Consider the following 25985-nt stretch of genomic DNA (forward strand, 5'->3'; position numbering starts at 1 on the left):
GGGGGCTACTATAGCTGAGAACCGTTCTTGACTTAAGGCCCCAGGTGCAATGAAACGAACTGCATTCTTCATATCCGACGGTACCGGCATTACGGCCGAAACACTTGGCCAGAGCCTGCTGGCACAGTTCGAGAACATCAGCTTCACCAAGCTGACTCGGCCGTACATAGATACCGCCGACAAAGCGCGGCTGATGGTACAGCAAATCAATAAAGCGGCGGAAAGCGACGGCGCGCGCCCGATCATATTCGATACGCTGGTGAACCAGGAAATTCGCGACATCCTGGCCGAGTCCAATGGCTTCATGATCGACATCTTTTCGTCTTTCCTTGCTCCGCTGGAACATGAACTGATGTCACGTTCCTCCTATTCGGTCGGCAAATCCCATTCGATCAGCCATAACGCCAACTACATGGAGCGAATCGACGCGGTCAATTTCGCTCTGGATAACGATGACGGCGCCCGCACCCATTACTACGACAAAGCGGACCTGATTCTGGTCGGCGTCTCCCGGTGTGGCAAAACCCCGACCTGCCTGTATATGGCAATGCAGTACGGCATCCGGGCAGCCAACTACCCGCTGACCGAAGACGACATGGAGCGCCTGCAACTACCGACCGCTTTGAAAACTCACCGGGACAAGCTTTTCGGCCTCACCATCGACCCGGACCGCCTCACCGCCATTCGCAACGAACGCAAACCCAACAGCCGCTATGCGAGTTTCGCTCAGTGCGAATTCGAAGTACGCGAGGTGGAAAATTTGTTCCGCCGCGAGAACATCAATTACATCAATTCCACGCATTTCTCCGTTGAAGAAATATCCGCCAAGATCCTCGTGGAAAAAGGCGTCGAGCGCAGACTGAAATAAGCACCGCTTCGCTAGACAACAAAAAGCCCGATAGGTGCAACCGATAGCATTTTTTTGAGCGAGTCCTTCTGGAAGCAGAAGGTAGGACTGGCGGATAACGCGAAGCTAGCCCCCCCCCCTCTTTCATCCCGCCGAGGCTCGACCCAACAGCCTGCGTCGGCGGAATACTTTCGGCTTTCTAGCCAAAGTGGCTCGGCTCAGAAGCAGTCGCCCGGTACGCGCACCCAACCCTCCATCAGGATGCGAGCGCTGCGGCTCATGATTGCTTTGGTCACTGTCCATTGGCCATCTACCTGCTTCGCCTCGGCGCCGACCCGCAGGGTGCCGGATGGATGGCCGAAGCGCACCGCCTCGCGATCACCGCCACCGGCCGCCAGATTGACCAACGTACCCGGAACCGCTGCCGCCGTGCCGATCGCGACCGCACAGGTGCCCATCATCGCGTGGTGCAGCTTGCCCATGGACAATGCCCGGACTAACAGGTCCACTTCGCCGGCCTCGATGGTCTTGCCGCTAGAAGCCACGTAGGTTTTCGGCTTGGAAACGAAGGCGACCTTCGGCGTGTGCTGGCGGGTCAGCGCTTCCTCCGCCGTCTTGATTAGCCCCATGCGCAACGCACCGGCCACGCGGATGGCCTCCAGACGCGCCAGCGCCTCGGGGTTGCCGTTGATATCCTCGCGCAGCTCCGTGCCCTGATAGCCAATGTCCTCGGCATTGACGAACACAGTGGGGATACCGGCGCTGATCATGGTCGCCTTCAACGCGCCGATGCCCGGCACATCTAGTTCGTCTACCAGGTTGCCGGTGGGGAACATAGAGCCGCCCTCCTCGCCATCATCGGACGGGTCGAGAAATTCGAGCACGATTTCCGCCGCCGGGAAGGTCACGCCGTCCAGCTCGAAATCGCCGGTTTCCTGCACCTGGCCATTACTGACCGGCACATGGGCGATGATGGTCTTCTGGATATTGGCCTGCCAGATGCGAACCACGCAGGTGCCGTTCTCGGGAATGCGCGTCGGATCGATCAGTCCGGCATGAATGGCGAAGGCGCCGGCACCGGTAGACAGATTGCCGCAGTTACCACTCCAATCGACGAACGCCTTGTCGATGGAAACCTGGCCGTAGAGGTAATCCACGTCGTGATCGGGCTGGTTGCTTTTCGAGAGGATGACGCACTTGCTGGTGCTGGAGGTGGCGCCGCCCATGCCGTCGATGTGTGCAGCATAGGGATCGGGCCCGCCAATCACGCGCATGAACAGCTTGTCGCGGGCCTCGCCTGGAACCTGGCAGCGCTCGGGAAGGTCCTGCAGGCGGAAAAACACACCCTTGCTGGTGCCGCCACGCATATAGGTAGCGGGAATCTTGATTTGGGGCGCACAAGCCATAAAGAGAGTCCTCATGAAACGTTGCCGCCAGACGGCGGCAACGGGAATGGAATGCGGTCTCTGCCAGACCGACCTGCCTGCTGTCGTCAGCAGCAGGCAGATCGATCAGCGAAAACGCGCTCAGGCCTGTCCGAGGAAATCCTTGGCAAAGCGCTGCAGCACGCCTCCCGCATCGTAGACCGACACTTCGTCGGCGGTATCCAGACGGCAGGTCACCGGCACTTCGAGTGTTTCGCCGTTCTGCCGGCGGACGACCAGCGTCAGCGTTGCGCGCGGCGTACGCTCGCCGATCACGTCATAGGTCTCGGTGCCGTCGATCCCCAGGGTCTTGCGATCGGTGCCCGGCTTGAACTCCAGAGGCAACACGCCCATGCCCACCAGGTTGGTCCGGTGGATGCGCTCGAAGCCTTCGGCGACGATGGCTTCCACACCCGCCAGGCGCACGCCCTTGGCCGCCCAGTCACGGGACGAACCCTGACCGTAGTCGGCGCCAGCGACGATGATCAGCGGCTGCTTGCGGTTCATGTAGGTTTCGATGGCTTCCCACATGCGCATGACGGTGCCTTCCGGCTCGACGCGCGCCAGCGAACCCTTCTTCACCTGTCCATCGACGACGGCCATTTCATTGACCAGCTGCGGATTGGCGAAGGTGGCGCGTTGCGCCGTGAGGTGGTCGCCCCGGTGAGTCGCGTAGGAATTGAAGTCCTCTTCCGGCAGGCCCATCTTGTGCAGGTATTCGCCAGCGGCGCTATCCAACAGGATGGCGTTGGATGGCGATAGGTGGTCGGTGGTGATGTTGTCCGGCAGCACCGCCAGCGGACGCATGCCCTTGAGCGTGCGCTCGCCGGCCAACGCGCCTTCCCCCTCTTTCTGCCAATAGGGCGGACGACGGATGTAGGTGGACATCGGGCGCCAGTCGTACAGCGGGCTTTCGGCCTCTTCCACATTGCCCAGGTCAAACATCGGAATGTAGACCTGATGGAACTGCTCAGGCTTGACCGAGGCTGCGACGATGGCGTCGATCTCCTCGTCACTCGGCCACAGATGCTTGAGGGTGACAGGGTTGCCTTGGGCGTCATGGCCCAGCACATCCTGCTCGATATCGAAGCGCACGGTGCCGGCGATGGCATAGGCGACCACCAGCGGCGGCGAGGCGAGGAACGCCTGCTTGGCATAGGGATGGATGCGGCCGTCGAAGTTGCGGTTGCCGGACAATACGGCCGTGGCGTACAGGTCGCGGTCGATGATTTCCTGCTGGATTTTCGGGTCCAGCGCACCAGACATGCCGTTACAGGTGGTGCAGGCGTAGCCAACGATGCCGAAGCCGAGCTTTTCCAGCTCCGGCAGCAGGCCGGCTTCTTCCAGGTACAACTTGGCGACTTTGGAGCCCGGCGCGAAGGATGTCTTGACCCAAGGTTTGCGCAGCAGGCCCAGTTCATTGGCCTTCTGCGCCACCAGACCGGCCGCGACCACGTTACGCGGGTTGGAGGTGTTGGTGCAGCTGGTGATGGCGGCAATGATCACCGCGCCATCGGGCATTAGGCCTTTGGCTTCTTCCGCCTGGGCAGCCGCCAGTTGAGCGTCGCTGGCGATACCACGCTCCTGCAGCGCACTGGTCGGCAGGCGGCGATGCGGGTTGGACGGGCCGGCCAGGTTGCGCACCACGGTCGACAGATCGAACTCCAGCACGCGCTCGTATTCGGCGCTGATCAGCGCATCGGCCCAGAGGCCGGTGGTTTTCGCGTAATTCTCGACTAGCGCCACCTGCTCCGGCTCGCGACCGGTGAGTTTGAGGTAATCGATGGTCTGCTGATCGATATAGAACATCGCCGCCGTGGCGCCATACTCGGGGCACATGTTGGAGATGGTGGCGCGGTCGCCGATGGACAGGCTGTCGGCACCTTCGCCGAAGAACTCCACCCAGGCCCCGACCACGCGCTCGTTGCGCAGGAACTCGGTCAGCGCCAGGACAATATCGGTAGCGGTGATACCGGGCTGACGCTTGCCGGTCAACCGGACGCCGACGATATCGGGCAGGCGCATCATGGAGGGGCGGCCGAGCATGACGGTCTCGGCTTCCAGGCCGCCGACACCGACGGCGATCACGCCCAGGGCATCGACGTGAGGGGTGTGGGAATCGGTGCCGACGCAGGTATCCGGGAAGGCGACGCCGCCGCGCGCCTGGATTACCGGGCTCATCTTCTCCAAGTTGATCTGGTGCATGATGCCGTTGCCGGCCGGGATCACATCGACGTTCTTGAATGCAGTCTTGGTCCACTCGATGAAGTGGAAGCGGTCTTCGTTGCGACGCTCTTCCACCGCACGGTTCTTCTCGAAGGCATCCGGATCGAAGCCGGCATGTTCCACCGCCAACGAGTGATCGACGATCAGTTGGGTCGGCACCACCGGGTTGACCTTGGCTGGATCACCGCCCTGCTCCGCGATCGCATCGCGCAGACCGGCCAGGTCCACCAGCGCGGTCTGGCCGAGAATGTCGTGGCAGACCACGCGGGCCGGGTACCAGGGAAAGTCTAGGTCGCGCTTGCGCTCGATGATCTGTTTCAGCGAATCGGTCAGCATCGCCGGCTCGCAGCGACGCACCAGCTGTTCGGCCAGCACGCGGGAAGTATAGGGCAGCGTGTCGTAGGCGCCCGGCTGGATCGCTTCGATTGCCTCGCGGGTGTCGAAGTAGTCAAGCACGGTGCCAGGCAGGAGTTTGCGGTGTTCTGTATTCATGCCGGAAGAACTCAATCAGAAATGTTCCGTAAAGCAAGGAAGGGAAGCCCTTGCGGGCCTCCCCTCTTCCGATCAGCGCTCGGCGATCGGTACGACCTTGCGCTGTTCCGGACCGATGTAATCGGCGCTCGGCCGAATGATCCGGTTGTTGCTGCGTTGTTCGAACACATGGGACGCCCAGCCGGTGACACGCGAGCAGACGAAGATCGGCGTGAACAGCTTGGTGGGGATGCCCATGAAGTGATAGGCCGAAGCGTGGTAAAAGTCGGCGTTGGGGAAGAGCTTCTTCTGCTCCCACATGGTCTCATCGACAGCTACCGATACCGGATACAGCACGGTATCGCCGACTTCCTCGGCCAGTTTCTTAGCCCAGACCTTGATGACTTCGTTGCGCGGATCGGAAACGCTGTAGATGGCGTGACCGAAGCCCATGATCTTTTCCTTGCGCTCGAGCATGCCCAACAGGCCTTCGCGGGCCTCTTCGGGAGTATTGAAGCTCTCGATCAGCTCCATGGCCGCCTCGTTGGCGCCGCCATGCAGCGGGCCACGCAGCGAACCGATGGCGCCGGTCACGCAGGAGTACAGGTCGGAGAGGGTCGAAGCACAGACCCGCGCGGTGAAGGTCGAGGCGTTGAACTCGTGCTCGGCATAGAGGATCAGCGAGACGTTCATCACCCGGACGTGAAGGTCGCTCGGCTTCTTGCCGTGCAGCAGCGCGAGGAAATGCCCGCCCAGGGTGTCTTCGTCGCTGGTGCACTCGATGCGTACGCCGTCGTGGGTGAAGCGATACCAGTAGCACATGATCGCCGGGAATCCGGCCATCAGGCGCTCGGCGACGTCACGCTGCTGCTCGAAGCTGACTTCCGGCTCCAGAGTGCCGAGCACCGAAGCGCCGGTACGCATGACATCCATCGGATGGGCGCTGGCCGGTATGCGCTCCAGCACTTCCTTCAGCGCCTGCGGCAGATCGCGTAGCGTCTTCAGGCGGTTCTTGTAAGCCGCCAGTTGCTCGACATTGGGCAGCTCCCCGTGGAATAGCAGGTAGGCCACTTCCTCGAAATCGGCCACGGCAGCCAGATCGCGAACGTCATAACCGCGATAGGTCAGACCGGCGCCTTCCTTGCCGACGGTACACAAAGCGGTCTGTCCAGCGATCTGACCGCGCAGGCCCGCCCCGCTCAATACTTTTGCTTCAGCCATGGTTATCTCCTTATTGGATTTATTCTGGATATCGCACATCGGTGGAAGGCTCCGACGGTTCTGCCGGAACCGGACGCGCTCAGCTCTTCTTCTGAGCGAACAACGCATCGAGGCTCTGCTCGAAAGCGTGGTAGTTGATGCGGTCGTACAGCTCCATGCGGGTCTGCATGGTATCGATCACGTTCTTCTGCGTGCCGTCACGGCGCAGCGCGGTGTAGACGTTCTCCGCCGCCTTGTTCATGGCGCGGAAGGCCGATAGCGGATAGAGCACCAGAGAGACGTCGACGCTGGCCAGCTCCTCGGTGGTATACAGCGGCGTCGCTCCAAACTCGGTGATATTGGCCAGGATCGGCGCATTCACGCGATCGGCAAATGTCTTGTACATCGACAGCTCGGTGATGGCCTCGGGGAATATCATGTCAGCGCCCGCCTCAATGCAGGCTTGGGCACGCTCGAGGGCGGACTCCAGCCCCTCCACTGCCAGCGCATCGGTGCGCGCCATGATCACGAAACTGTCATCAGTGCGCGCATCCACCGCCGCCTTGATGCGGTCAACCATCTCCTGCTGGGAAACGATCTCCTTGTTCGGGCGATGGCCACAGCGCTTGGCGCCAACTTGGTCCTCGATATGGATCGCCGCCGCGCCGAACTTGATCATCGACTTGACGGTACGCGCCACGTTGAAGGCCGAGGAGCCGAAACCGGTGTCGACATCCACCAGCAGAGGCAGATCGCAGACATCGGTGATGCGGCGCACATCGGTCAGCACATCGTCGAGCCCGGTGATGCCAAGATCCGGCAGTCCCAACGAACCGGCCGCGACACCGCCACCGGACAGGTAAATGGCCTTGAATCCGGCGCGCTTGGCCAGCAGCGCATGGTTGGCATTGATCGCGCCGACGACCTGCAGCGGGTGCTCACTGGCCACGGCGTCACGGAAACGCTGACCGGCAGTAGGAAGAGTCATGCATTGCCCCTTTCATATGGTGTTTGTTCGAGAACGCCCTGGAAGTGACGCTCGACGTTGCGCTTGGAAGCCGCGATATGACGGCGCATCAGCAGCTCCGCCAATTCGCCATCGCGCTCGGCGATGGCATCGAGGATTCGGTGATGTTCGGCGAAGGCCTGATGCGGCCGGTTCGGCGTGGTGGAAAACTGGATGCGATACATGCGCACCAGCTGATAAAGCTCGTCGCAGAGCAACTTGGCCAGAGTGCGATTGCCACTGCCTTGGATGATCCGGTAGTGAAAATCGAAATCGCCTTCCTGCTGGTAGTAACCGACGCCCGCCTGGAAGGCCTCGTCGCGCTCATGCGTGCTCAGCACGCGCCGCAGCTCGTCGATCTCGGCGTCGCTCATGCGCTCGGCGGCCAGCCGACAGGCCATGCCCTCCAGGGATTCGCGGATCTCGTAGAGCTCGATCAGCTCGGCATGGCTGAGGGAAACAACCCGTGCGCCCACATGGGGAATCCGCACCAGCAGCTTCTGCCCTTCCAGGCGGTGGATCGCCTCGCGCAACGGCCCACGACTGATGCCATAGGTGCGCGCCAGCTCCGGCTCGGAAATCTTGCTGCCGGGTGCGATATCGCCCTTGACGATGGCCGCCTGAATCAGCCGGAACACGTGTTCGGACAGGGTTCCGCTATCTAATTGATCAGAACGGAGGTTTTCGACGGTATCGAGCATATTGTTGACACCACGGATAGCAATTGGCAATAAATTACGCCCTTAATCGCCAGATGGTCAATGGGACGAAAGTAGATTGTCGACAATATGGCCAGCGAGGCGCGATTGGTATCGATGACTTTACGCAGCCGAGCTCAAGGCATAAGCCTAGTCGGGCGAACGAACGGACATGTAGAATGCGCCGGTATTCCGCGCCTGGCGCTCGCCTCGCCATGCCCTCCAAGCTCACGGGCTGCCGTTCCGCCCATGCTTTCCGACTCGACTAATCCTGGACCTATGAGCGCCAAACCCTTCCTTCTGTCGCTGTGCCTTCTGGCCTCCCCGCTCTTCGCCCAGGCGGATGGCAAAACCATCTATGGCCTGAACGAACATGTCGCTCTACCCAACTTTGGTATCGAGCTACCCGCGAAACTCGATACGGGCGCGCAAACCGCCTCGCTCAGCGCGCGCGATATCGAAAACTTCAAGCGCAAAGGGAAGGAGTGGGTTCGCTTCTACCTCGCCGTCGACGAGGCTCATGACCACCCGATCGAGCTGCCGCTGCAGCGCATCAGCAAGATCAAACGTCGCGCTGGAGACTTCGATCCAGAAGAAGAAAAAACCTATACACCGCGCCCCGTCGTGGAGCTCGAGCTGTGCATGGGCAAGGCCAAACGCAGCATTGAAGTGAACCTCACGGACAGAAGTGCATTCCAATATCCACTTTTAATAGGTTCCGATGCGCTTACTCGCTTCGGTGCCTTGGTCGATCCAAGCCTTAAGTACGCTGCTGGCAAACCCGGCTGCATTATCGAATCCGACGCTGACGAGTAATTCCATGCGCGCCCTTACCCTGCATCTCAAAGTCCTGATTTTCCTGCTCGTCACGCTGGGCATCGCGATCACCGCGTACCAGATTTTCGTCCTCGGCATCCCGATTACCGAAGACGAAACCGATGACCTATGGAATATCGACGCCAAAGTCGAGTTCCAGGCCAGCCCGCGCGAGCCCGTGAAGCTGCAGATGTACGTACCTCCGCTGAACCAGGAGTTCGTCAGCCTCAACGAAAGCTTCATCTCCAACAATTACGGCGTCAGCATCAACCGCGCCGACGGCAACCGTCGTGTCACCTGGTCGGCGCGGCGCGCCAGTGGCAACCAAACGCTCTATTACCGTCTGGTGCTCACCAGACGCTACAGCGGCGAACAAACCGCGGCCACCGGCCCGATCTTCCGCGACAGCATTCCGGTCGAAGGGGCCGAAAAAATTGCCGCCGAAGCCCTGCTCTCGCCGATCCGCCAGCATTCGGCCGACGTCGAGACCTTCATCAGCGAAGCCATCAAGCGTGTAAACAATGTCGATGATGACAACGTTAAACTGCTGCTCGGCGGCGACTCGTCGACCCCGAACAAGGCCCGCGTGATCGATTTGCTGCTGTCCATCGCCCATGTGCCGATGGAGCGCGTGCACACCGTTCGACTGCTGGCCGATATGGCGCAAACGCCCGAGCTCTGGCTACGCAGCTTCAACGGTGACAAGTGGCTGTATTTCAACCCGGAAACCGGCGAGCAGGGTCTGCCGAAGGATCGTCTGGTCTGGTGGACCGGTGGCGAACCGCTCCTGACTCTCGAAGGTGGGCGTAACGCACAAGTGACGTTCACCCTCAACAGCAGCGAGATGAACGCCATTCGCCTGGCGAAGCTGACGGACGAAAACACCGACGCGGACTTCCTCGAATATTCGCTGTATGGCCTGCCGCTGCAGACTCAGCAGACCTACCAGATCATGATCATGATCCCGATCGGCGTACTGGTGATTCTGATTCTGCGCAACCTCGGCGGCTTGCAGACGCTGGGCACCTTCACCCCGGTACTGATAGCCCTGGCCTTCCGTGAAACCCAGATTGGCTTCGGCATCATTCTGTTTACCCTCATTACCGCGCTTGGTCTGTCCCTACGCTCTTATCTCGAACACCTCAAGCTGCAGATGCTGCCGCGTCTCTCGGTCGTACTCACGTTCGTCGTCGTGTTGATTGCAGTGATCAGCCTGCTGAGCCACAAACTTGGATTGGAGCGCGGACTCTCCGTCTCGCTGTTCCCAATGGTGATCCTGACCATGACCATTGAGCGCCTGTCGATCACCTGGGAAGAACGCGGCGGCGGTCACGCTTTCAAGGTGGCGGTCGGCACCCTGATCGCGGCAAGCCTGGCGTTCATGCTGATGAATATCCCGGAACTGACCTACTTCATCTTCACCTTCCCGGCAGTGCTGCTGATCATGGTGGGCTTCATGCTGGCCATGGGTCGCTATCGTGGCTACCGCCTGACCGAGCTGTTCCGTTTCAAAGCCTTTCTGAAGGATTGAGCCATGTTCGGTCTGATCAAGACGTGGAAGGCCCTGGAAGCCAAGGGCATCATGGGCATCAACCGCCGCAACGCGGACTACGTGCTCAAGTACAACAAGCGCAATCTGTACCCGATCGTCGATGACAAGATCATCACCAAGGAACGGGCCATCGAAGCCGGTATCGATGTGCCGGAAATGTACGGCATCATCGAGACCGAGAAGGATATCGAGAAGCTCAAGGACATCGTAAAGGGGCGCCCCGATTTCGTCGTCAAGCCGGCACAGGGCGCTGGTGGCGACGGCATTCTGGTGATCGCCGATCGATTCGAGGGCCGCTACCGGACGGTTTCGGGCAAGATCATCACCCATGAGGAGATCGAGCATCAGATCTCCAACATCCTCACCGGGCTTTACTCCCTGGGCGGACACCGCGATCGGGCGCTGATCGAATACCGCGTTACGCCGGACCCGATCTTCAAGAGCATCAGCTACGAAGGCGTGCCGGACATCCGCATCATCGTACTGATGGGCTACCCGGTCATGGCCATGCTACGCCTGCCGACCCGCCAGTCCGGCGGCAAGGCCAACCTGCACCAGGGCGCCATCGGCGTCGGCGTGGATCTGGCCACTGGTATCACCCTGCGCGGCACCTGGCTGAACAACAAGATCACCAAGCACCCCGACACCACCAACGCGGTGGATGGCGTGCAGCTACCCAACTGGGACGGCTTCATGAAGCTCGCCGCCGGCTGCTATGAGCTGTGCGGGCTGGGCTACATCGGCGTCGACATGGTGCTCGACCAGGACAAGGGCCCGCTGATTCTCGAGCTCAACGCACGCCCTGGCCTGAACATTCAGATCGCCAATGACTGCGGTCTGACTCACCGGGCGCATGCGGTAGAATCGCGCATCGCCCAGCTTAAGGAAAAAGGCATCCAGGAGACCCCGGAAGAGCGAGTGGCATTCGCCCAACAGCTGTTCGGGCATATTCCAGCCCACGACTAGCTCACCGCTCTCGCCCGACCCTCAGCGGTCGGGCGCTCCTGTCCAGCCAATCATCGCCAATGCCTGTCTGCACCCTATACGCCCTCGAATACAAACCTGATCCCGCGAGCTGGTTCGAGCGAATTCGTCACGCCCACGGCGCGGTGCTGCTGGACTCCGGCAGGCCAGTCGCCGAGCGGGGTCGCTATGATCTGCTCAGCGCCTGGCCGCTCAGCATCTTCGAGCCCGATGCAAACGAATCCGGTGCAGCTTTTTTCCAGCGCCTGCGTCAGGCGCTAGAGCTGCTTGGCCGCGCCGACATTCCTGACGATTGCCCCCTACCCTTTGCGGGTGGCTTGATCGGCCTGCTGGCCTACGACTTCGGCAGACGGCTCGAGGCATTACCGAACCGTGCCCTGGATGACCTGGCGCTACCCGCCGCCCGGTTCGGCCTCTACCCGTGGGCACTGATCAACGATCACCAGCTCAAGCGCTGCCATCTGGTATTTCATCCCAGCCTTGGCGATATAGACCGCCAGCGCCTGATACGGTTATTCGAGACCGATGCCGAATATGAACACCAGCCATTCGAGCTTCAGGCGAAGTTCACTGCCGAACTCGAGCTTAACGGCTATAAGCAGGCCGTCGAGAAGATCCAGCGCTATATCCAGGAAGGCGACTGCTATCAGGTGAACTTTGCCCAGCGCTTCCAGGCGCCCTGTCAGGGCGATGAGTGGGATGCTTATCGTCGTGTGCGTAACGTCTGCCCCACGCCTTTTTCTGGCTTTATCGCGCTCGACGGTGGTGCTATTGCCAGCTTTTCACCAGAGCGCTTTCTTCGGCTAGAGGAAGGTCGTGTTGAAACCCGGCCGATCAAGGGCACCCGCCAAAGGGGCATGGACCCGCACACCGATGCGGAGCAAGCTCAGGCACTGCTGGCAAGCGACAAGGATCGAGCGGAAAATCTAATGATCGTCGACCTGATGCGCAACGACCTCGGCCGCAGCTGCCGAATCGGCAGCGTGCAGGTGCCTGAACTCTTCGCGTTGGAAAGCTATCCCAACGTGCATCACCTGGTCAGCTGCGTCAGCGGGACCCTGGCCGATGGTCAGGACGCGTTCGATCTTCTTGCTGGTAGCTTTCCCGGCGGTTCGATCACAGGCGCACCGAAGATCCGCGCGATGCAGATCATCGACGAACTGGAAGCCACCAGTCGCTCGATTTACTGTGGCTCTCTGCTGTATATCGACGTTCGCGGCGAGATGGATAGCTCCATCGCCATCCGCACCCTACTGATAAAAGACCAGTTGGTTACCTGCTGGGGCGGTGGCGGAATCGTCGCAGACTCTGATTGGCACGCGGAATACGAGGAGTCCATAGGCAAGGTCAAGGTGCTTATGGAAGTGCTGGAAACCATCCCTCATTAACCATGCGCCAAGCATGGCTCGAATTGCCGTCCACGGTCGGACACATAACCATTGATAGAAGAAACCCAATGCCCAGCCTGAATCGCATCATTCTCATAAACACCCACCTCAAGGGTGTGGTCGAGCTGGTGGTGGATGATCACACCAACATCTGCGGTACCAACGCTTCCGGTAAAACCACCCTCCAGCGCCTGGTACCGGTGTTTTATGGCGAATACCCGAGCCGCGTGGTGCCCTCAACCCGCGACAGTTTCGAGCGCTGGTATCTACCTACGGACCAGAGCTTCATCGTGTTCGAATACCGGCGTATGGACGACGAGCTGTGTCAGGCCGTGCTCGCAGCCGCCAGTGACGGCAAGGGTGTTGACTACCGCCTAGTGCTCAAGGCGTTCGACCTGGACGATTACATCAAGAACCGCCAGGGCGACCGCATCAGCTGTCTGACCATGAATGAGCTGGGCCGCCACTTCAAACAGATGGGTGTGGCCACGACCAATCAGCTGAACACTCGTCAGTTCCGCGCGATCATTCAAAACGATCGCAGCCTGCTCGCTGCCGATAACCAGCGCAGCGAGCTGCGCAGTCTGGCTCGCCAGTTCTCCCTTTGCGCGGGCGAGCATTCTCTACGGCATATCGAAAAGCTGGTGCGCGCCGTGCATTCGCGCGAAGGCAAGATGGAGACTATCAAGTCGATGATCGCGGCCATTCTCGAAGAGGATGGTGTGACACCGCCGACTACTCACCTGAACCCCCAGCGGGTCGAGGACTGGATTCGCGACAGCCAGCTGATCCAGGGCTTCGATGCGATTCGACCGGAGTTCGCCCGGCTGGAAGGCGATCATCAAGACTTGCAAAGCTGCGAGGCTCGCCTGAGCGGCCTGCTGCTGGCCTATCGCACTGACGAGCCCGTGCTGTTTGCGCGCCAGGAACAACTCAAGGACACGCTCGAACAGACCGGTTTCGCGCTCAAGCAGCTTGAAGAAAAGTGGCGCGACGAGCGCGACGAGCTCTCCCTCTCGCTTTCCCAGGCCCAAGGCCAAATTGAAAGCGCAGAAACTCAGCTGACCCACATCGAGGAGCAATATCAGGGTTACCTTGACGTCAACATCGATCAGGCCAAGGCCGACCTGGAAAAGCTCGATGGCTGGAAGCTTGAACTCAACAATCTCAAGGAGCGCTTGCGACTGCTTACCGAGCAGCATGCGGACGTTCAGAACGCTTACCTGGAGCGCAAACAGGAGATTCAGGAGCAACAGCAGGAAGCGCTGGAACGCCTGCACGATCAGGAGCGTCAACTGCACGACGAGCTGGCCGCACGCAACCAACAGAAGAACAGCGCCATTGGCCAGTTGGAAAAATCTTTCGGAAATCGCCAACAGGAAGCTGATGGTCGCTTTCGCGAGCAGAAACACGCCGTCCAGCTAGAGCAGCGCAGCCTGGAACAGCAGATCGCCAGTTTCAGCTACAGCGAGGAAGAAGTCCTTAGCCTGAACATTTTCGACCGCCGCCTGGATGATGCCGAACACAAGCGAGAAGAAGCCGGCCAGACGCTGGATTCCCTGATTCAAGAAGAACGCAAGCTGCTGCGACAGCGAGAAGGAGGCAGCCAGCAACTCAACCTGGCCGCTCGCCGCGTGGCCGAGCGTCAGCGGACGCGAGATGAAGCCGAACAGCTCCTCTACCCACGCCAGAATACCTTGCTCGAATTCCTGCGCCGCGAACAGCCTGGTTGGGAATTGCAGCTGGGGAAGGTGATCGAGCCTGCCCTGCTGCAGCGAACCGACCTGAAACCCGTACTCAGCGAGCTGCAGAGCGATAGCCTGTATGGCGTGCACCTCGAACTGGCTGCCTTGGAAACACCGGAGCATGCGGCTAGCGAAGTCGAGTTGCGCCATCGCCTGCAACTTGCCGAAGACAACCTGCAGGATGCGCAGCATCAGCAGCAGCAGACGGAGCAGGAACTGGCGGAAACCAGCGCCGTCCTGGAAGCGCTCAACCCCCGCCTTGTGGTAGCACGTACAGAGCTTCAGAACCGCAAGGACAATCATCAGCGGCTTAAGGAAGAACGTGCTGCGCTCAAGGGGCGTCTGGAGGCTGCCTTAGCCGAACGGCGACTTGAAGCCAAGAAACAGCTCAGTGAGCTGGACAATGTGATCAAACAACTCCAGCTGGAACAGGAAAACCTGCAGGAAGAGCTGGAAGCGCAATTCCAGGAAGCACGAATGGAAACTCTTGCGCATTGGCAGCAGGTCATCGGCGATCTGGATCAACGGCTGACGCAGCTCAAGACCCAGATCGACAACCAGCGTCGCACTGGTAAGACCGAACTGGCCGCCTGTGAACAGTGGTACCAGAACGAACTGAAATCTCGCGGCGTGGATGAAACCCAGCTGATCCAGCTCAAAACCGATCTGCGCACGCTCGACCAGCGCATCAGGGACACCGAAGCCCGCCGAGCCGAAGTCAACCGCTACCAGGAGTGGTATGCGTTGAGCTGGCTGAAGGTCAAACCCAGGCTGCAGGATGAGCTGACCAGCCAGAAGGTACTGGCCACCGATCTCAAGCAGCAGCTGGATGCCGCCTCCACCCGGTTCAAGGCCAACCGCGGAGCTCTGGAAAAGCAGAAACAACAGGCTCAGCAGACCCAAGGCATTGTCGGCGACCAGCTGGACAGCCTGAAAACACTGCTGCGTCGTTTGGGCGAGTTCAAGCTGCCACGCGAAGGCACGCTCGCAGAAGGCGAGCTCGATGAACGTCTGCGGCACGGCCAGGAACAACTGCATCACCGCGACGCCCTGCTCGCTGCCATCAAACAGCACGTGGACCGCTTCGACACCCTCATCGCAAGCAAGTCCGGCTCCAGCCTGGCGGAAACCTGGGAGCGCAGCCGTGAAGAATGCAGCCGAATCAACGAACGTGGCATCCCCAGCCTGGATTACCGCCGCCTGGTACCGGCTCTCGACGAGCTGCTCAACAAGCTGGTACCGCAAAGCCTCAACGGCCTGCGCGAGCAAGGGCGGATCTTCGGTAACGAGCTGTTTACCTTCTTCGACATTCTGACGGATATCGATAAACGCATCGCCAACCAGAGCGCCCGCATCACTCGTGAAGTCAGCGAGGACCTGCTTCTCGAAGGCGTATCCAATTCCGCGGTGACGATTCGCTCACGCATCACCGAACTGGAGTTCTGGCCGGAGCTGCGTGCCTTCGCTCGCGCCTACCTAGCCTGGGAAGAAAGCGGCTTTGCCGAGCTGCCCAATGGCGACTACACCGGCAGCATGCGCCGCGCATTGGAAGTTCTTGGCCGCTCTGCGTTGAACAGCGGTATTGCAGGTTTATTGGAAATCGAACTGCGTCTACGTGAAGGCCGAAGCGATCTCGTCATCCGCACCGACCGCCAGCTCAATGAATCCTCCAGTCACGGGATGGCTTATCTGATTCTCTGCAAGTTTCTGCTGGCGTTTACTCGGCTGCTACGAGGTAACGCGCCCGCGGTTATTCATTGGCCGATCGACGAGCTGGGCACCTTACACCACGCCAACGTGAAGAAAATCTTCGATGCTTGCGGCAACAACTCGATCCGCATCCTCGGCGCTTTCCCTAACCCGGACTCTGAAGTGCTGTCGCTGTTTGCCAATCGCTACATTGTCAACAAACAGACCCGCCAGCTGCAGGTGGTCAAACCGCGTCTGGACGTGATCGGCGAACGCCTCAAGGCGCGCATGGCCGAGGAGACCGTCTAATGTTATCCATCAAAGGCAACGTGATTGAATTGCTGCTGCAAGGGGCTTTCATCTGCCGGACCAGCAATGAAGAGGGCTGGCGATTCTTGAAGAACCCGGCCAACCGCGAACAGGTGGACGAGTACCTGAACACCCTCAACCGGGTTGTCGCCACGGTCGGTGGCGCTGCCGACGCCGACGTGTTCTTCTGCGGCTATCGCCAGTTGGGAGACGCCGAGCGACGGATCGTCAGCCAGCAATTCCGCGACATTTGCAATGCGCTGACGCCGCTCGCGGAGTGGCTGGTCTTGGTACAGGAAGCCAGCGCCCAGGACGCCCCGCTGACCGAAGGAAGCCCGATTCGTCTCAACGAACTGCAAAGCATCGTCGAAGACACGCCGGCGTTCCGCGAGCAGCTCAACCGTATCAGCCATTACGCCCTGTTTCGCTCTACCAGTAGCAACGTCGACGCTCAGATCAAGCAGGTATTTAAAAAGCTGTGCGAACTGGGCTATCTGTTGCGCCCAAATCCCGACAAACAGATATATCTCGGCACCGGTAAGCTGGATTATCTCTACGAAGTGATCCGTTTCATCGATGAAGCAGAAGGGCTGGCACTGGAGGAGCGTGCCGAAGCCTCCAGCCAGGGCAATCTGATATGAACAACAACCTGCATCAGGCCGGCGTGCGCTTCCTGCGCCAGCTGGGGCGCCATGCCGAACCAATTATGGGTGCCTATCTGGCGGGCTCTGTGCCTGACCAGAGCCTCGAGCCCGGCGTACAGGAGCGCCTGATCAAGGACGGCATTCTGTATCGCCCCGAGCCTGGCTCCGATCTGCACTTGCGCCGTGTGGTACGCGCGCTACTCGAGGAAGCGCTGCGCGACGACCGCAATCGGCAGATCGACGCCAACACCGGCTCGACACTTGTTACGTTCAAGACCTTGGCTGCGCATTACAAGGAAGCCCATCACCAGGGTGACTTCCCGGCGGCAGACGCCTATCTGGCCGATTTACGCGAGCACGTCTACAGCTTTACCGAAGGGCTGAGCCACAGCATTCGAGTGCTGTGGAGCCGGATCAATAACGAGTTCGGCTACGTCGGCAGCCTGACTGCGAAAATCCGCGAAAACGAGCTGGCCCAGTCGCAGGTGAGCGAACTGCTCAATGGGCTGGAAATGATCGATTTCCAGGAGCTGGCAGATACCGCGGGCGATTTAAGAGAGCTACGCCGTCTACTGGTGGCCAGCCTGCAACGCAGCGTCAGTGCCTGTTCGCAGGAGCTGAGTATCGTCCAGGGCCGTTTGTTGGAGCTGCTGGGCCGCTTTCGAAAGATTCAAGGCCGCACCCTGCTGCTCAAGGGCTGGCTGCTGCACGGCGAGCAGCAACCGGACTATCAGGTCGGCAACCACACGGCCCGCTCACAGTTGCCGCAGCTTTTCAGCCTGGCCCCGCCTACCCTGGGCCCAGCCGCAGTTAACATCCATGCCAGTAGTCATGAAGCCGACCTGCTCGCCCTGCTCGCGCAAATCACGGCCTCGCAACAAGCGGAGAATATGCTCACCCCGCTGCCAGAAGCCGAAGAGTTGCAGTTACAGGAAGTCGAAGGCTTCGAGGTGCAGACCAGTCCGATTCAGGAAGCAGTGCAGGACTATCTCTGCCATGTGATCGAGAACGGTCACCCCGTCACAGCCCTGACTTGGCATTCGCAACAGGCGCTGCCCTGGGCAACGGAATCCTGGCTCTACCAAGTGATCGGCGGCTACGACGCCCTGCCCGATGACCAGAAGAGTCATTTCGAACTGGACCTGCAGGGCGAGTCCCATCCGATTTACACCGGCAACTACATCGTGCGGGACATTGCCCTGTGGCTGGCCTAGAGACACGCCATCTCAATGCTGTCCACCGTGCGGTGCGGAACAAACCACCCGCGGTGCCGCTCGGCACTATCTGGGAAGATATTCGCCGCCACGTTGAAATCGGTACGCCGCGTAGTGGAAAACTAAAATTGAACGACGCCGATTACCGGGCGCTGCGTACGTTTTTCCTTCGGGTTGAGAGCTGGGACCCGATAACGCCACCGCCTACCGGTAATCGCACGGAGATTGCCCGCCAATTCCGAGATGACAAGCTAGGATCGGAACGCCCGGGCAATAACTTCGTACTAGTCAAGGGTAACCTGCCCGCGCCTCTGCCGCAGTTGCCCGCAGAACTCAGCCTACGAGTCCCGCTGGACAGACTAGCCTTGGCACAGGTTCGCAATCTTGTGTTGGTAGAGAACCTGGACAGCTTTGACCAGTGGCAGGAATACCGCATCCCCGAAGCGCTCAACGACGCCCTGGTGTTGTACCGAGGCCATGGCGGACTGGCTCGCGGCGCGCGAAAGCTGATCGCACAATTACCCGAGTCGGTGTGTCTGCATGTCTTTCCCGATTTCGATCCGGCGGGTCTTGTTATCGCCGTCAGCATGTCAGCCCGCGGCCTGCTAATTCCCGCGCTCGGCGATAAGCTTATGGAGAAAAGCCACCGCGATCATTTCGAGCGCCAGTACTGCCAAAGCAAGCACCTCGATGAACTTGAACTGGGTGGCTGGCGGCCCGTCTGGCAGGCAATGCGTGAGAACCAGCTAAGCATAAAACAACAACACATGCTGGCATTTGATGCAGTCTTACAGTTGGTAATGCGCTAGCTGTGTGAGCCTGAGGCACAACTCACCGGCAGCTTGAAACGCCACTCGAAGATCAAGTCGAGCCTGTCACCGCTCGTCGCTGGCCATCGACCTGATCTTGATCTTCCTGCTGCGTCGCTTGAACCGTTGCGCTTACAGCGATAGCTCTCGGTTCGACGCCTTCAGGAATTCTTGCTTCAGCGCCTCGAATGTATGCACAGCCGGGAACTGCGGAAACTCACGGATAACGTTGTCCGGCGCATGGAAGAGGATGCCTGCGTGCGCCTCGGAGAGCATGGTGGTGTCGTTGTACGAATCGCCAGCTGCGATAACGCGGTAGTACAGGCTCTTCAGCGCGATCACTGACTGCCGCTTGGGGTCTTTCTGGCGCAGCTCGTAATTTACGACACGCCCTGATTCGTCAGTGATCAGGCGATGGCAAAGCAGCGTCGGGAAGCCCAGCTGACGCATCAGCGGCTGCGAAAACTCATAGAACGTATCCGACAGGATCACAACCTGGAAGCGCTCGCGCAGCCAGTCGACGAACTCGACGGCGCCGTCGAGCGGTTTCAGGGTCGCGATGACGGCCTGGATATCCGACAATTTCAGACCGTGCTCGTCAAGGATGCGCAGCCGCTGCTTCATCAGCACGTCATAGTCAGGAATGTCCCGCGTGGTCGCCCGGAGGGATTCGATTCCAGTGGCCTCGGCAAAGGCGATCCAGATTTCCGGAACCAGCACACCTTCCAGGTCAAGACAGGCTATTTCCACGGGCCACTCCTTAAAGCAGAAAAATTGAAGCGGCACTCTAACGACAAGGGCGGAGCGGTGCAACGCGACGCCTTATTCACTAAAGTTAGGCGGCGCCTCAGCAAACGTTATTTAGCGTCATAATGCCTATTTGTTACCATCCGCGGCCAGCAGAGCGCCCAAGCGCCAATCAAGGAAGCCGCCTGATGACTCACCAAATTGATGTAGCCGAGCTGGCCGCGGCCTATGCCGGCAAATCCCCGCAAGAAATTCTCAAGCTCGCCTTCGACCTCTTCGGAGATGACCTGTGGATTTCGTTCAGCGGCGCCGAAGACGTCGTGCTGGTGGACATGGCCTGGAAACTGAACAAAAACGTGAAAGTGTTCAGCCTCGATACCGGCCGCCTGCACAGCGAAACCTACCGTTTCATCGAGCAGGTACGAGAGCACTACGGCATTGCAATCGAGATCATGACGCCCAATCCTGCCCTGCTCCAACCGATGGTCAACGAAAAGGGATTGTTCAGTTTCTATCGCGACGGCCACGGCGAATGCTGTGGCATCCGCAAGATCGAGCCGCTTCGGCGCAAGCTGTCCGGCGTTCGCGCCTGGGCCACCGGCCAGCGCCGCGACCAGAGCCCAGGCACTCGCAGTCAGGTTTCGGTGCTGGAGGTCGACAGTGCTTTTTCAACGCCTGAACACACGCTGTACAAATTCAACCCCCTGGCGCAGATGACCAGCGAGGAAGTCTGGGGCTATATCCGCATGTTGGAAGTGCCTTACAACAGCCTGCACGAGCGTGGCTTCATCAGCATCGGCTGCGAGCCTTGCACACGCCCGGTACTGCCGAACCAGCACGAGCGCGAAGGTCGCTGGTGGTGGGAGGAATCCACGCAGAAAGAATGCGGTCTGCACGCCGGCAATCTGATCGCGAAGCAATAAAGACAATCAAAGCGGCAGCCTTGGCTTGAGGCGTGCCGCTGCTCTTAATAGGTCGGCAACTCGACGTTCTGGAACAATTCGTCCAGCTCGACCTTATTTCGGCATTGCACGGCTTTCTCAAGCATTTCTCGATCGAGATGCGGTGCGAAGGTTTCGATGAAGTCAGCCATGAAGCCACGCAGAAAGGTACCGCGGCGGAACCCAATCTTCGTGACGCTGGCTTCGAACAGCTCGCTGGCATCCAGCACCACCAGATCCGGATCAAGCTTGGCATCGACCGCCATCCGCGCCACGATGCCTACGCCCAATCCCAGCCGAACATAGGTCTTGATAACGTCTGCATCCGCCGCCGTGAACACTACCTTGGGCGATAAGCCCCGGTGGCTGAATGCCTCGTCCAACTTGGAGCGCCCGGTAAAACCGAACACGTAGGTCACGATTGGATGCTCCGCCAGCGCGTCCAGGGTGAGCTTGTCCAGTTCTGTCAGGGGATGTCCCTGTGGCACGACCACGCAACGGTTCCAGCGATAGCACGGCATCATCACCAGATCGCCGAACTGCTCCAGACCTTCAGTGGCGATGGCAAAATCCACAGTCCCGTCAGCGGCCATTTCGGCAATTTGCATGGGCGTGCCTTGATGCATGTGCAAGGAGACGTCGGGGTACTGTTTGATGAAGGTGCGGATCACTTGCGGCAAGGCATAACGAGCCTGCGTGTGAGTGGTTGCGATACTCAATGTGCCACGCTTCTCGTTGGAAAATTCCTGGGCGATCTGTTTGATGCTTTCGCATTTGCGCAGGATTTCGCCGGCTGTGGTGATGATTCGTTCACCAGCCGGAGTAACTCTGGTCAGATGCTTTCCACTGCGAGCGAAGACTTCGACACCCAGCTCATCTTCGAGCAATCGAATTTGCTTGCTGATGCCAGGTTGAGAGGTAAACAGGCTCTGCGCCGTTGCCGAGACATTGAGGTCATGATGCGCCACTTCCCAGATGTAACGCAGTTGCTGAAGCTTCATAGAGATCCCTCAAAATGCCAATGGCGCTTGAACGCCACCTTTTATAACTTCTGCGCCAGAAAATCGGAATTCTAGGTCATTTCCGTATGTATCGCTCGTAGCTTCCAGACGACGTCACTTTGCTGCAACCTTTGCAACATAGAACAGCGAGCATACCTGCGTATACGCCGCTCGGTCTGCCAGTGTGATCGCAGCCAGAGACGCCGAGGCCGCGAGCATTAAAGGATATCGCGGCCTCGTTTGAGCGTAGCAGCCCCAAGAAAAACTACCGCGCCGAACACCTGCCGGACGGCCGATAGAGGCTACCCTAAGTGCGTTGGCTAGCGGGCTGCGCGCCCAGCAATAAAGCATAAGGCCTGGTACAGAGCCTCGGTCTTGGGCATCGCAAACCCTGCATTCGCAGCTGCGACCAGCGGAGCGGCATAGATCGCATCGAGCTCCAACGGGCGCCCGTGCGCATGATCGTGATACATGCTCGGCAGATAATTGGGCATATGATCAGTGGCCATCATCATCCGATCCACGAGCACGTCAGGTAGCGGATGACCGCAAGCCGCTGCGGCTCCACAGGCTTCAAGCATGATTGACCTGACCAGCGCTCGACTGTCCGGATTGGACATCAAGGGTGCCGTGCCGGCATCCAGAAGCACGGAAAGACCGTTATACGGTACGTTCCACACCAGCTTCTGCCAGCGTGCCTGCACCAGATTGTCGGCCGCGTTGGAATCGACTCCCACCGCGCGGAACATCGCCACGCCCTCTTCGACCAGCGCCTGCTGTTGCTCTAGGGTTGCAGCCGAACCCGAGTGATAGCCAAGGTTGACCCCGCCAAGCGCCTGATGCTCGACGACGCCTAACGCCGAGCGGTGCGCGCAGATGAAACAGAGGCCACCAAGCAGATGAATGTTGTTCGGTAGAACCTGACGCAGGTCCTCCTCAACCCTCAGACCGTTCTGCAAGACCACAACCTTGGCATCCTCTCCCGCCGCCTCCACGATCAACGGGGCCAGCTCTGGATTACTGGTGCTCTTGGCACCAACCAGCAGCCAATCACACTTGGGCATATCCGCAGCGCTGCGATAGGCCTGCACCGCATCCAGGTGCAACGAGCCATGCACCGTACTGTTTATCCGTAGCCCGCGCTGCAGGACCGTTTCGTATTCGCTGCGCAGTAGAAAGTGCACGTCATAGCCAGCGCGGGCGAGCATCACGCCATAAAAGCCGCCAATAGCACCGGTACCGATGATTCCGATTCGAGGGTTGGGTGCGGTCATGCAGGAACTCCATCTACGGTTCAGTGGGACGCCATTAATGGCGCGCTTGCAGTCGCCACCTTATCAGCGTCCCAAGGCAGCGCCCAGCCGCCGCTAGCGGCCCGCTTTCCGGGCGCGAACCTACATTGAGCACACCGCAGTGCAGTCCGGCTTCAAGATTATTGTCGAGGCGAGGCAATACGCGATAAGGTTCCGCTCCCCGCTGCGCCCCAACGCTCCGCTCCGCCGCACCGGGATGGCTGGCGGACGACTCACGTGACCCTGACGAGTGACAGATGGCTGATCTACCAATCGACGACCTAAACGTTGCATCCAACGTGACCCTCATCACGCCGGAGCAACTGAAGCGTGAACTCCCGCTGACCGCCACGGCATTGCAGACCGTTTCACACGGGCGCCAGGTTGTCCGCGACATTCTCGACGGCAAAGACCACCGCCTGTTTCTGGTAATCGGTCCCTGCTCCATCCACGATCTCAAGGCCGCGCATGAGTATGCCGAACGCCTCAAGGTCCTGGCGAAGACGGTGTCCGACAGCCTGTTTCTCGTCATGCGGGTGTACTTCGAGAAGCCACGCACCACCGTCGGCTGGAAAGGCCTGATCAACGATCCCTACATGGACGACTCGTTCAAGATTCAGGACGGCCTGCATATCGGTCGCAAGCTGCTACTGGACCTCGCCGAGATGGGGTTGCCTACCGCCACCGAAGCGCTGGACCCCATCTCACCGCAATATCTGCAGGACCTGATCAGCTGGTCGGCAATCGGCGCCCGCACCACTGAATCCCAGACACACCGCGAGATGGCCTCAGGTCTATCCTCTGCAGTGGGTTTCAAGAATGGCACGGACGGCAGCCTGACCGTCGCCATCAATGCGCTGCAATCCGTTTCCAGCCCGCACCGTTTCCTCGGTATCAACCAGTCCGGTGGCGTATCCATCGTGACCACCAAGGGCAACTCCTACGGGCATGTGGTACTGCGCGGTGGCAATGGCAAGCCAAACTACGACTCGGTCAGCGTGGCGGTGTGCGAACAGGAATTGAACAAGGCTGGCGTTACCCCCAACATCATGGTCGACTGCAGCCATGCGAACTCCAACAAGGACCCTGCGCTGCAGCCTTTGGTCATGGAAAACGTGGCCAACCAGATCCTCGAGGGGAATAACTCAATCGTCGGATTGATGGTGGAAAGCCATTTGGGCTGGGGTAATCAGCCTATTCCAAAAGACCTGTCGGACCTGAAATACGGTGTATCCGTCACCGACGCGTGCATCGATTGGGAAGCCACCGAGAAAGCCATTCTTGGCATGCATGCAAAGCTTAAGGATGTATTGCCCAAGCGCGCCCGCGGCTGACGGCTATTTCTGATTCGAGAAAACGCCGCTTGCCGGCGTTTTCCTTTTATTCACTTTCGATAGTATCCGTAGAGTTGCCCTGTCGCTCGATATACCGCTCTACGTACGAACAGGATGGAATCACCGTATAGCCTTCGCGCTTGGCGTAATCCAGCGCGTGCTGCGCCAGTACAGCTGCAACGCCACGGCCGCGGAGCGCATCAGGCACGAACGTCCGGTAAATATCCAGGGTCTGCTTACCCAAATCTACATAAGCCAGGTAGGCGCGATAGCCGTCCACGGTAGTTTCGAACTGGTGGCTCGTCCGGTCATGGTGGATGGTTAGCTTGTCGGTCATCTAGCCTCCTCAGCAGGCTTGCTGCCTTCAACTTGAGAGGTGCATGCGGAGCCCGCACTTTCCCCATTTTCTTGTTTGTTTGACGACGCATGCTACCGCTATGTAAGACGTCGCTTCAATTGCTTAAAGCTAGTGATGCCTCTACGCCTGGGGGATTGATGCTTTTGATTTACGTAGCACTGCGAAGTGCAACTTTTCAGCATCCCGACTGGTCCATGTAACGAGTGCAACGCTGGTTCTGATTGTTTTTCAGCCAATCTGGCTAGCATATGCCGTGAAAGAATGAGCTTGCAGAAAAATTGTGGTAGCCGCTGCTTGCCTCAGTTTACTTAGCGCAACTAATCGGTAGTATGTGCGCGCCAACTTTCCATAACGGGAGTTGCCATGGATTTCATCCTTAAGGGGAACACGATGAACAACGTTCTGAAATTTTCTGCTCTGGCTTTCGCCGCAGTTCTGGCTACTGGGTGCAGCAACAGCATGACTCAGGAAGGCGAAGCCCGTCTGACCGCGACCGAAGACGCCGCTGCCCGCGCTCAGGCCCGTGCCGACGAAGCGTACAGCAAGGCCGACGAGGCTCTGCAGGCTGCTCAGAAGGCTCAGCAGACTGCTGACGAAGCCAATGAGCGTGCGCTGCGTATGCTGGAACGTGCCAGCCGCAAGTAAGCTTCAGGCGATAAAAAAAAGCCGGCCTGCTCCAGGTCGGCTTTTTTATGGGTGACGGATTAACCTCTCGATTTAGCAGCTGCTGTCAGAAGATCGGGTCGTCCTGACTGGCCAATGCCTGCCCCTGCTCGGCAATCTGAATCGGCAAGCCGTCTTCACCAGCAATGATCTCCCGCACCATTTCCCAATCCAGTTGCAGCACACCGGCCGCTTCATCACGCTGAAGCAGCGTATTGACCACTACGGCGTGCTTATCCATGAGCGTCATGTGCTTGTCTTCGTCTTGCAACGGCGTATGCGCCTCCAGATAGATCTTGCCTTGGCTCACACCGAACTTGTAGGGCTCGTCGATGATCCGCACCGCAGTGCCGACCTTGACCCGCCCGGCCAGCTCTAGCACGTTGTGATTTAGCATGCGGAAGCAACCGTGGCTGACACGCATGCCGATGCCGAACTTCTTGTTCGAACCGTGGATGAGGTAGCCGGGCATTGCCAGCGTCATCTTGTACGGGCCAAGCGGGTTATCCGGCCCCGGCGGAACGACTTTCGGCAGCGGATCGCCCTCGGCGGCGTGCTCGTCTCGAATCGACTGCGGCGGATACCAGGCAGGATTATTGGTCATTGCTGAAATGCGGGTATTGCCTA

The 25985-nt window shown here is 59.3% G+C and carries 22 protein-coding genes; 12 read left to right on the forward strand and 10 right to left on the reverse strand.

Going from position 1 to position 25985, the window contains the following annotated elements:
* Nucleotides 1-49 precede the first annotated feature (49 nt).
* Nucleotides 50-868: a pyruvate, water dikinase regulatory protein gene (locus tag E0D86_RS05385; protein WP_131648912.1), complete on the forward strand. Its 819-nt coding sequence runs from the start codon at nt 50-52 to the stop codon at nt 866-868.
* Between the two features lie 197 nt (nt 869-1065).
* Here the strand turns inward: E0D86_RS05385 and prpF are convergent, their stop codons facing one another.
* From prpF to E0D86_RS05410, 5 genes are all read right to left on the reverse strand, one after another.
* Nucleotides 1066-2253, reverse strand: a complete 1188-nt coding sequence (prpF, locus tag E0D86_RS05390) for a 2-methylaconitate cis-trans isomerase PrpF (protein ID WP_131648913.1) — start codon at nt 2251-2253, stop codon at nt 1066-1068.
* Between the two features lie 120 nt (nt 2254-2373).
* Nucleotides 2374-4989, reverse strand: a complete 2616-nt coding sequence (acnD, locus tag E0D86_RS05395; RefSeq protein ID WP_131648914.1) for a Fe/S-dependent 2-methylisocitrate dehydratase AcnD — start codon at nt 4987-4989, stop codon at nt 2374-2376.
* A gap of 72 nt (nt 4990-5061) precedes the next feature.
* A complete protein-coding gene (gene prpC / locus E0D86_RS05400) occupies nt 5062-6189 on the reverse strand; it encodes a 2-methylcitrate synthase (RefSeq protein ID WP_131648915.1) in 1128 nt (375 codons plus the stop codon).
* Between the two features lie 79 nt (nt 6190-6268).
* Complete coding sequence (gene prpB, locus E0D86_RS05405) at nt 6269-7156, reverse strand: methylisocitrate lyase (RefSeq protein ID WP_131648916.1); 888 nt, start codon at nt 7154-7156, stop codon at nt 6269-6271.
* Nucleotides 7153-7875 carry a GntR family transcriptional regulator gene (locus tag E0D86_RS05410; protein ID WP_131648917.1) on the reverse strand — a complete coding sequence of 241 codons (723 nt, stop codon included), beginning with the start codon at nt 7873-7875 and terminating at the stop codon, nt 7153-7155. The genes prpB and E0D86_RS05410 overlap by 4 nt, the downstream gene beginning before the upstream one ends.
* Before the next feature lie 276 nt (nt 7876-8151).
* On the opposite strand from E0D86_RS05410, the gene E0D86_RS05415 reads away from it, so the two are divergent.
* From E0D86_RS05415 to E0D86_RS05450, 8 genes are all read left to right on the forward strand, one after another.
* Nucleotides 8152-8688, forward strand: coding sequence for an ATP-dependent zinc protease (locus tag E0D86_RS05415; protein WP_131648996.1), 537 nt, complete (start codon nt 8152-8154; stop codon nt 8686-8688).
* A gap of 4 nt (nt 8689-8692) precedes the next feature.
* Nucleotides 8693-10219, forward strand: coding sequence for an inactive transglutaminase family protein (locus tag E0D86_RS05420; protein ID WP_131648918.1), 1527 nt, complete (start codon nt 8693-8695; stop codon nt 10217-10219).
* A gap of 3 nt (nt 10220-10222) precedes the next feature.
* Nucleotides 10223-11206: an alpha-L-glutamate ligase-like protein gene (locus E0D86_RS05425; protein WP_131648919.1), complete on the forward strand. Its 984-nt coding sequence runs from the start codon at nt 10223-10225 to the stop codon at nt 11204-11206.
* Between the two features lie 59 nt (nt 11207-11265).
* A complete protein-coding gene (gene pabB, locus E0D86_RS05430; protein ID WP_131648920.1) occupies nt 11266-12612 on the forward strand; it encodes an aminodeoxychorismate synthase component I in 1347 nt (448 codons plus the stop codon).
* 68 nt (nt 12613-12680) lie between these two features.
* A complete protein-coding gene (locus tag E0D86_RS05435; protein ID WP_131648921.1) occupies nt 12681-16355 on the forward strand; it encodes an ATP-binding protein in 3675 nt (1224 codons plus the stop codon).
* The gene (locus E0D86_RS05440) at nt 16355-16996 is read left to right on the forward strand and encodes a hypothetical protein (protein WP_131648922.1); all 642 of its coding nucleotides are present in this window, start codon (nt 16355-16357) and stop codon (nt 16994-16996) included. Before E0D86_RS05435 ends, E0D86_RS05440 begins: the two co-directional genes overlap by 1 nt.
* The gene (locus E0D86_RS05445) at nt 16993-18213 is read left to right on the forward strand and encodes a phosphoenolpyruvate carboxylase (protein ID WP_131648923.1); all 1221 of its coding nucleotides are present in this window, start codon (nt 16993-16995) and stop codon (nt 18211-18213) included. The genes E0D86_RS05440 and E0D86_RS05445 overlap by 4 nt, the downstream gene beginning before the upstream one ends.
* A gap of 128 nt (nt 18214-18341) precedes the next feature.
* Nucleotides 18342-19022 carry a hypothetical protein gene (locus E0D86_RS05450; RefSeq protein ID WP_131648924.1) on the forward strand — a complete coding sequence of 227 codons (681 nt, stop codon included), beginning with the start codon at nt 18342-18344 and terminating at the stop codon, nt 19020-19022.
* Between the two features lie 132 nt (nt 19023-19154).
* Here E0D86_RS05450 and thrH read toward each other — a convergent pair whose 3' ends face one another.
* Complete coding sequence (gene thrH, locus E0D86_RS05455) at nt 19155-19772, reverse strand: bifunctional phosphoserine phosphatase/homoserine phosphotransferase ThrH (protein WP_131648925.1); 618 nt, start codon at nt 19770-19772, stop codon at nt 19155-19157.
* Nucleotides 19773-19957: 185 nt separating this feature from the next.
* Between thrH and E0D86_RS05460 the strand changes: the two genes are divergently transcribed.
* On the forward strand, nt 19958-20692 hold the full coding sequence (locus tag E0D86_RS05460) for a phosphoadenylyl-sulfate reductase (protein ID WP_131648926.1): 735 nt from the start codon (nt 19958-19960) through the stop codon (nt 20690-20692).
* A 44-nt stretch (nt 20693-20736) separates the two neighbouring features.
* On the opposite strand, the gene cysB is transcribed toward E0D86_RS05460, so the two are convergent.
* Entirely contained in the window at nt 20737-21711 is a 975-nt protein-coding gene (gene cysB / locus E0D86_RS05465; RefSeq protein WP_131648927.1) for an HTH-type transcriptional regulator CysB, read from the reverse strand.
* Nucleotides 21712-22031: 320 nt separating this feature from the next.
* A complete protein-coding gene (locus tag E0D86_RS05470) occupies nt 22032-22985 on the reverse strand; it encodes a putative 2-dehydropantoate 2-reductase (protein WP_131648928.1) in 954 nt (317 codons plus the stop codon).
* 275 nt (nt 22986-23260) lie between these two features.
* On the opposite strand from E0D86_RS05470, the gene E0D86_RS05475 reads away from it, so the two are divergent.
* Nucleotides 23261-24337 carry a 3-deoxy-7-phosphoheptulonate synthase gene (locus E0D86_RS05475; protein WP_131648929.1) on the forward strand — a complete coding sequence of 359 codons (1077 nt, stop codon included), beginning with the start codon at nt 23261-23263 and terminating at the stop codon, nt 24335-24337.
* 46 nt (nt 24338-24383) lie between these two features.
* Here the strand turns inward: E0D86_RS05475 and E0D86_RS05480 are convergent, their stop codons facing one another.
* Complete coding sequence (locus tag E0D86_RS05480; protein WP_131648930.1) at nt 24384-24674, reverse strand: GNAT family N-acetyltransferase; 291 nt, start codon at nt 24672-24674, stop codon at nt 24384-24386.
* Nucleotides 24675-25085: 411 nt separating this feature from the next.
* Here E0D86_RS05480 and E0D86_RS05485 point away from each other — a divergent pair, with 411 nt between their 5' ends.
* Complete coding sequence (locus E0D86_RS05485) at nt 25086-25340, forward strand: Lpp/OprI family alanine-zipper lipoprotein (RefSeq protein WP_131648997.1); 255 nt, start codon at nt 25086-25088, stop codon at nt 25338-25340.
* 85 nt (nt 25341-25425) lie between these two features.
* Here E0D86_RS05485 and E0D86_RS05490 read toward each other — a convergent pair.
* On the reverse strand, nt 25426-25985 hold a 560-nt coding region (locus E0D86_RS05490), incomplete at its 5' end, for a L,D-transpeptidase family protein (RefSeq protein ID WP_165914203.1).

This window comes from Pseudomonas sp. IC_126 (assembly GCF_004331835.1).
In the GTDB taxonomy this organism is placed as follows: domain Bacteria; phylum Pseudomonadota; class Gammaproteobacteria; order Pseudomonadales; family Pseudomonadaceae; genus Stutzerimonas.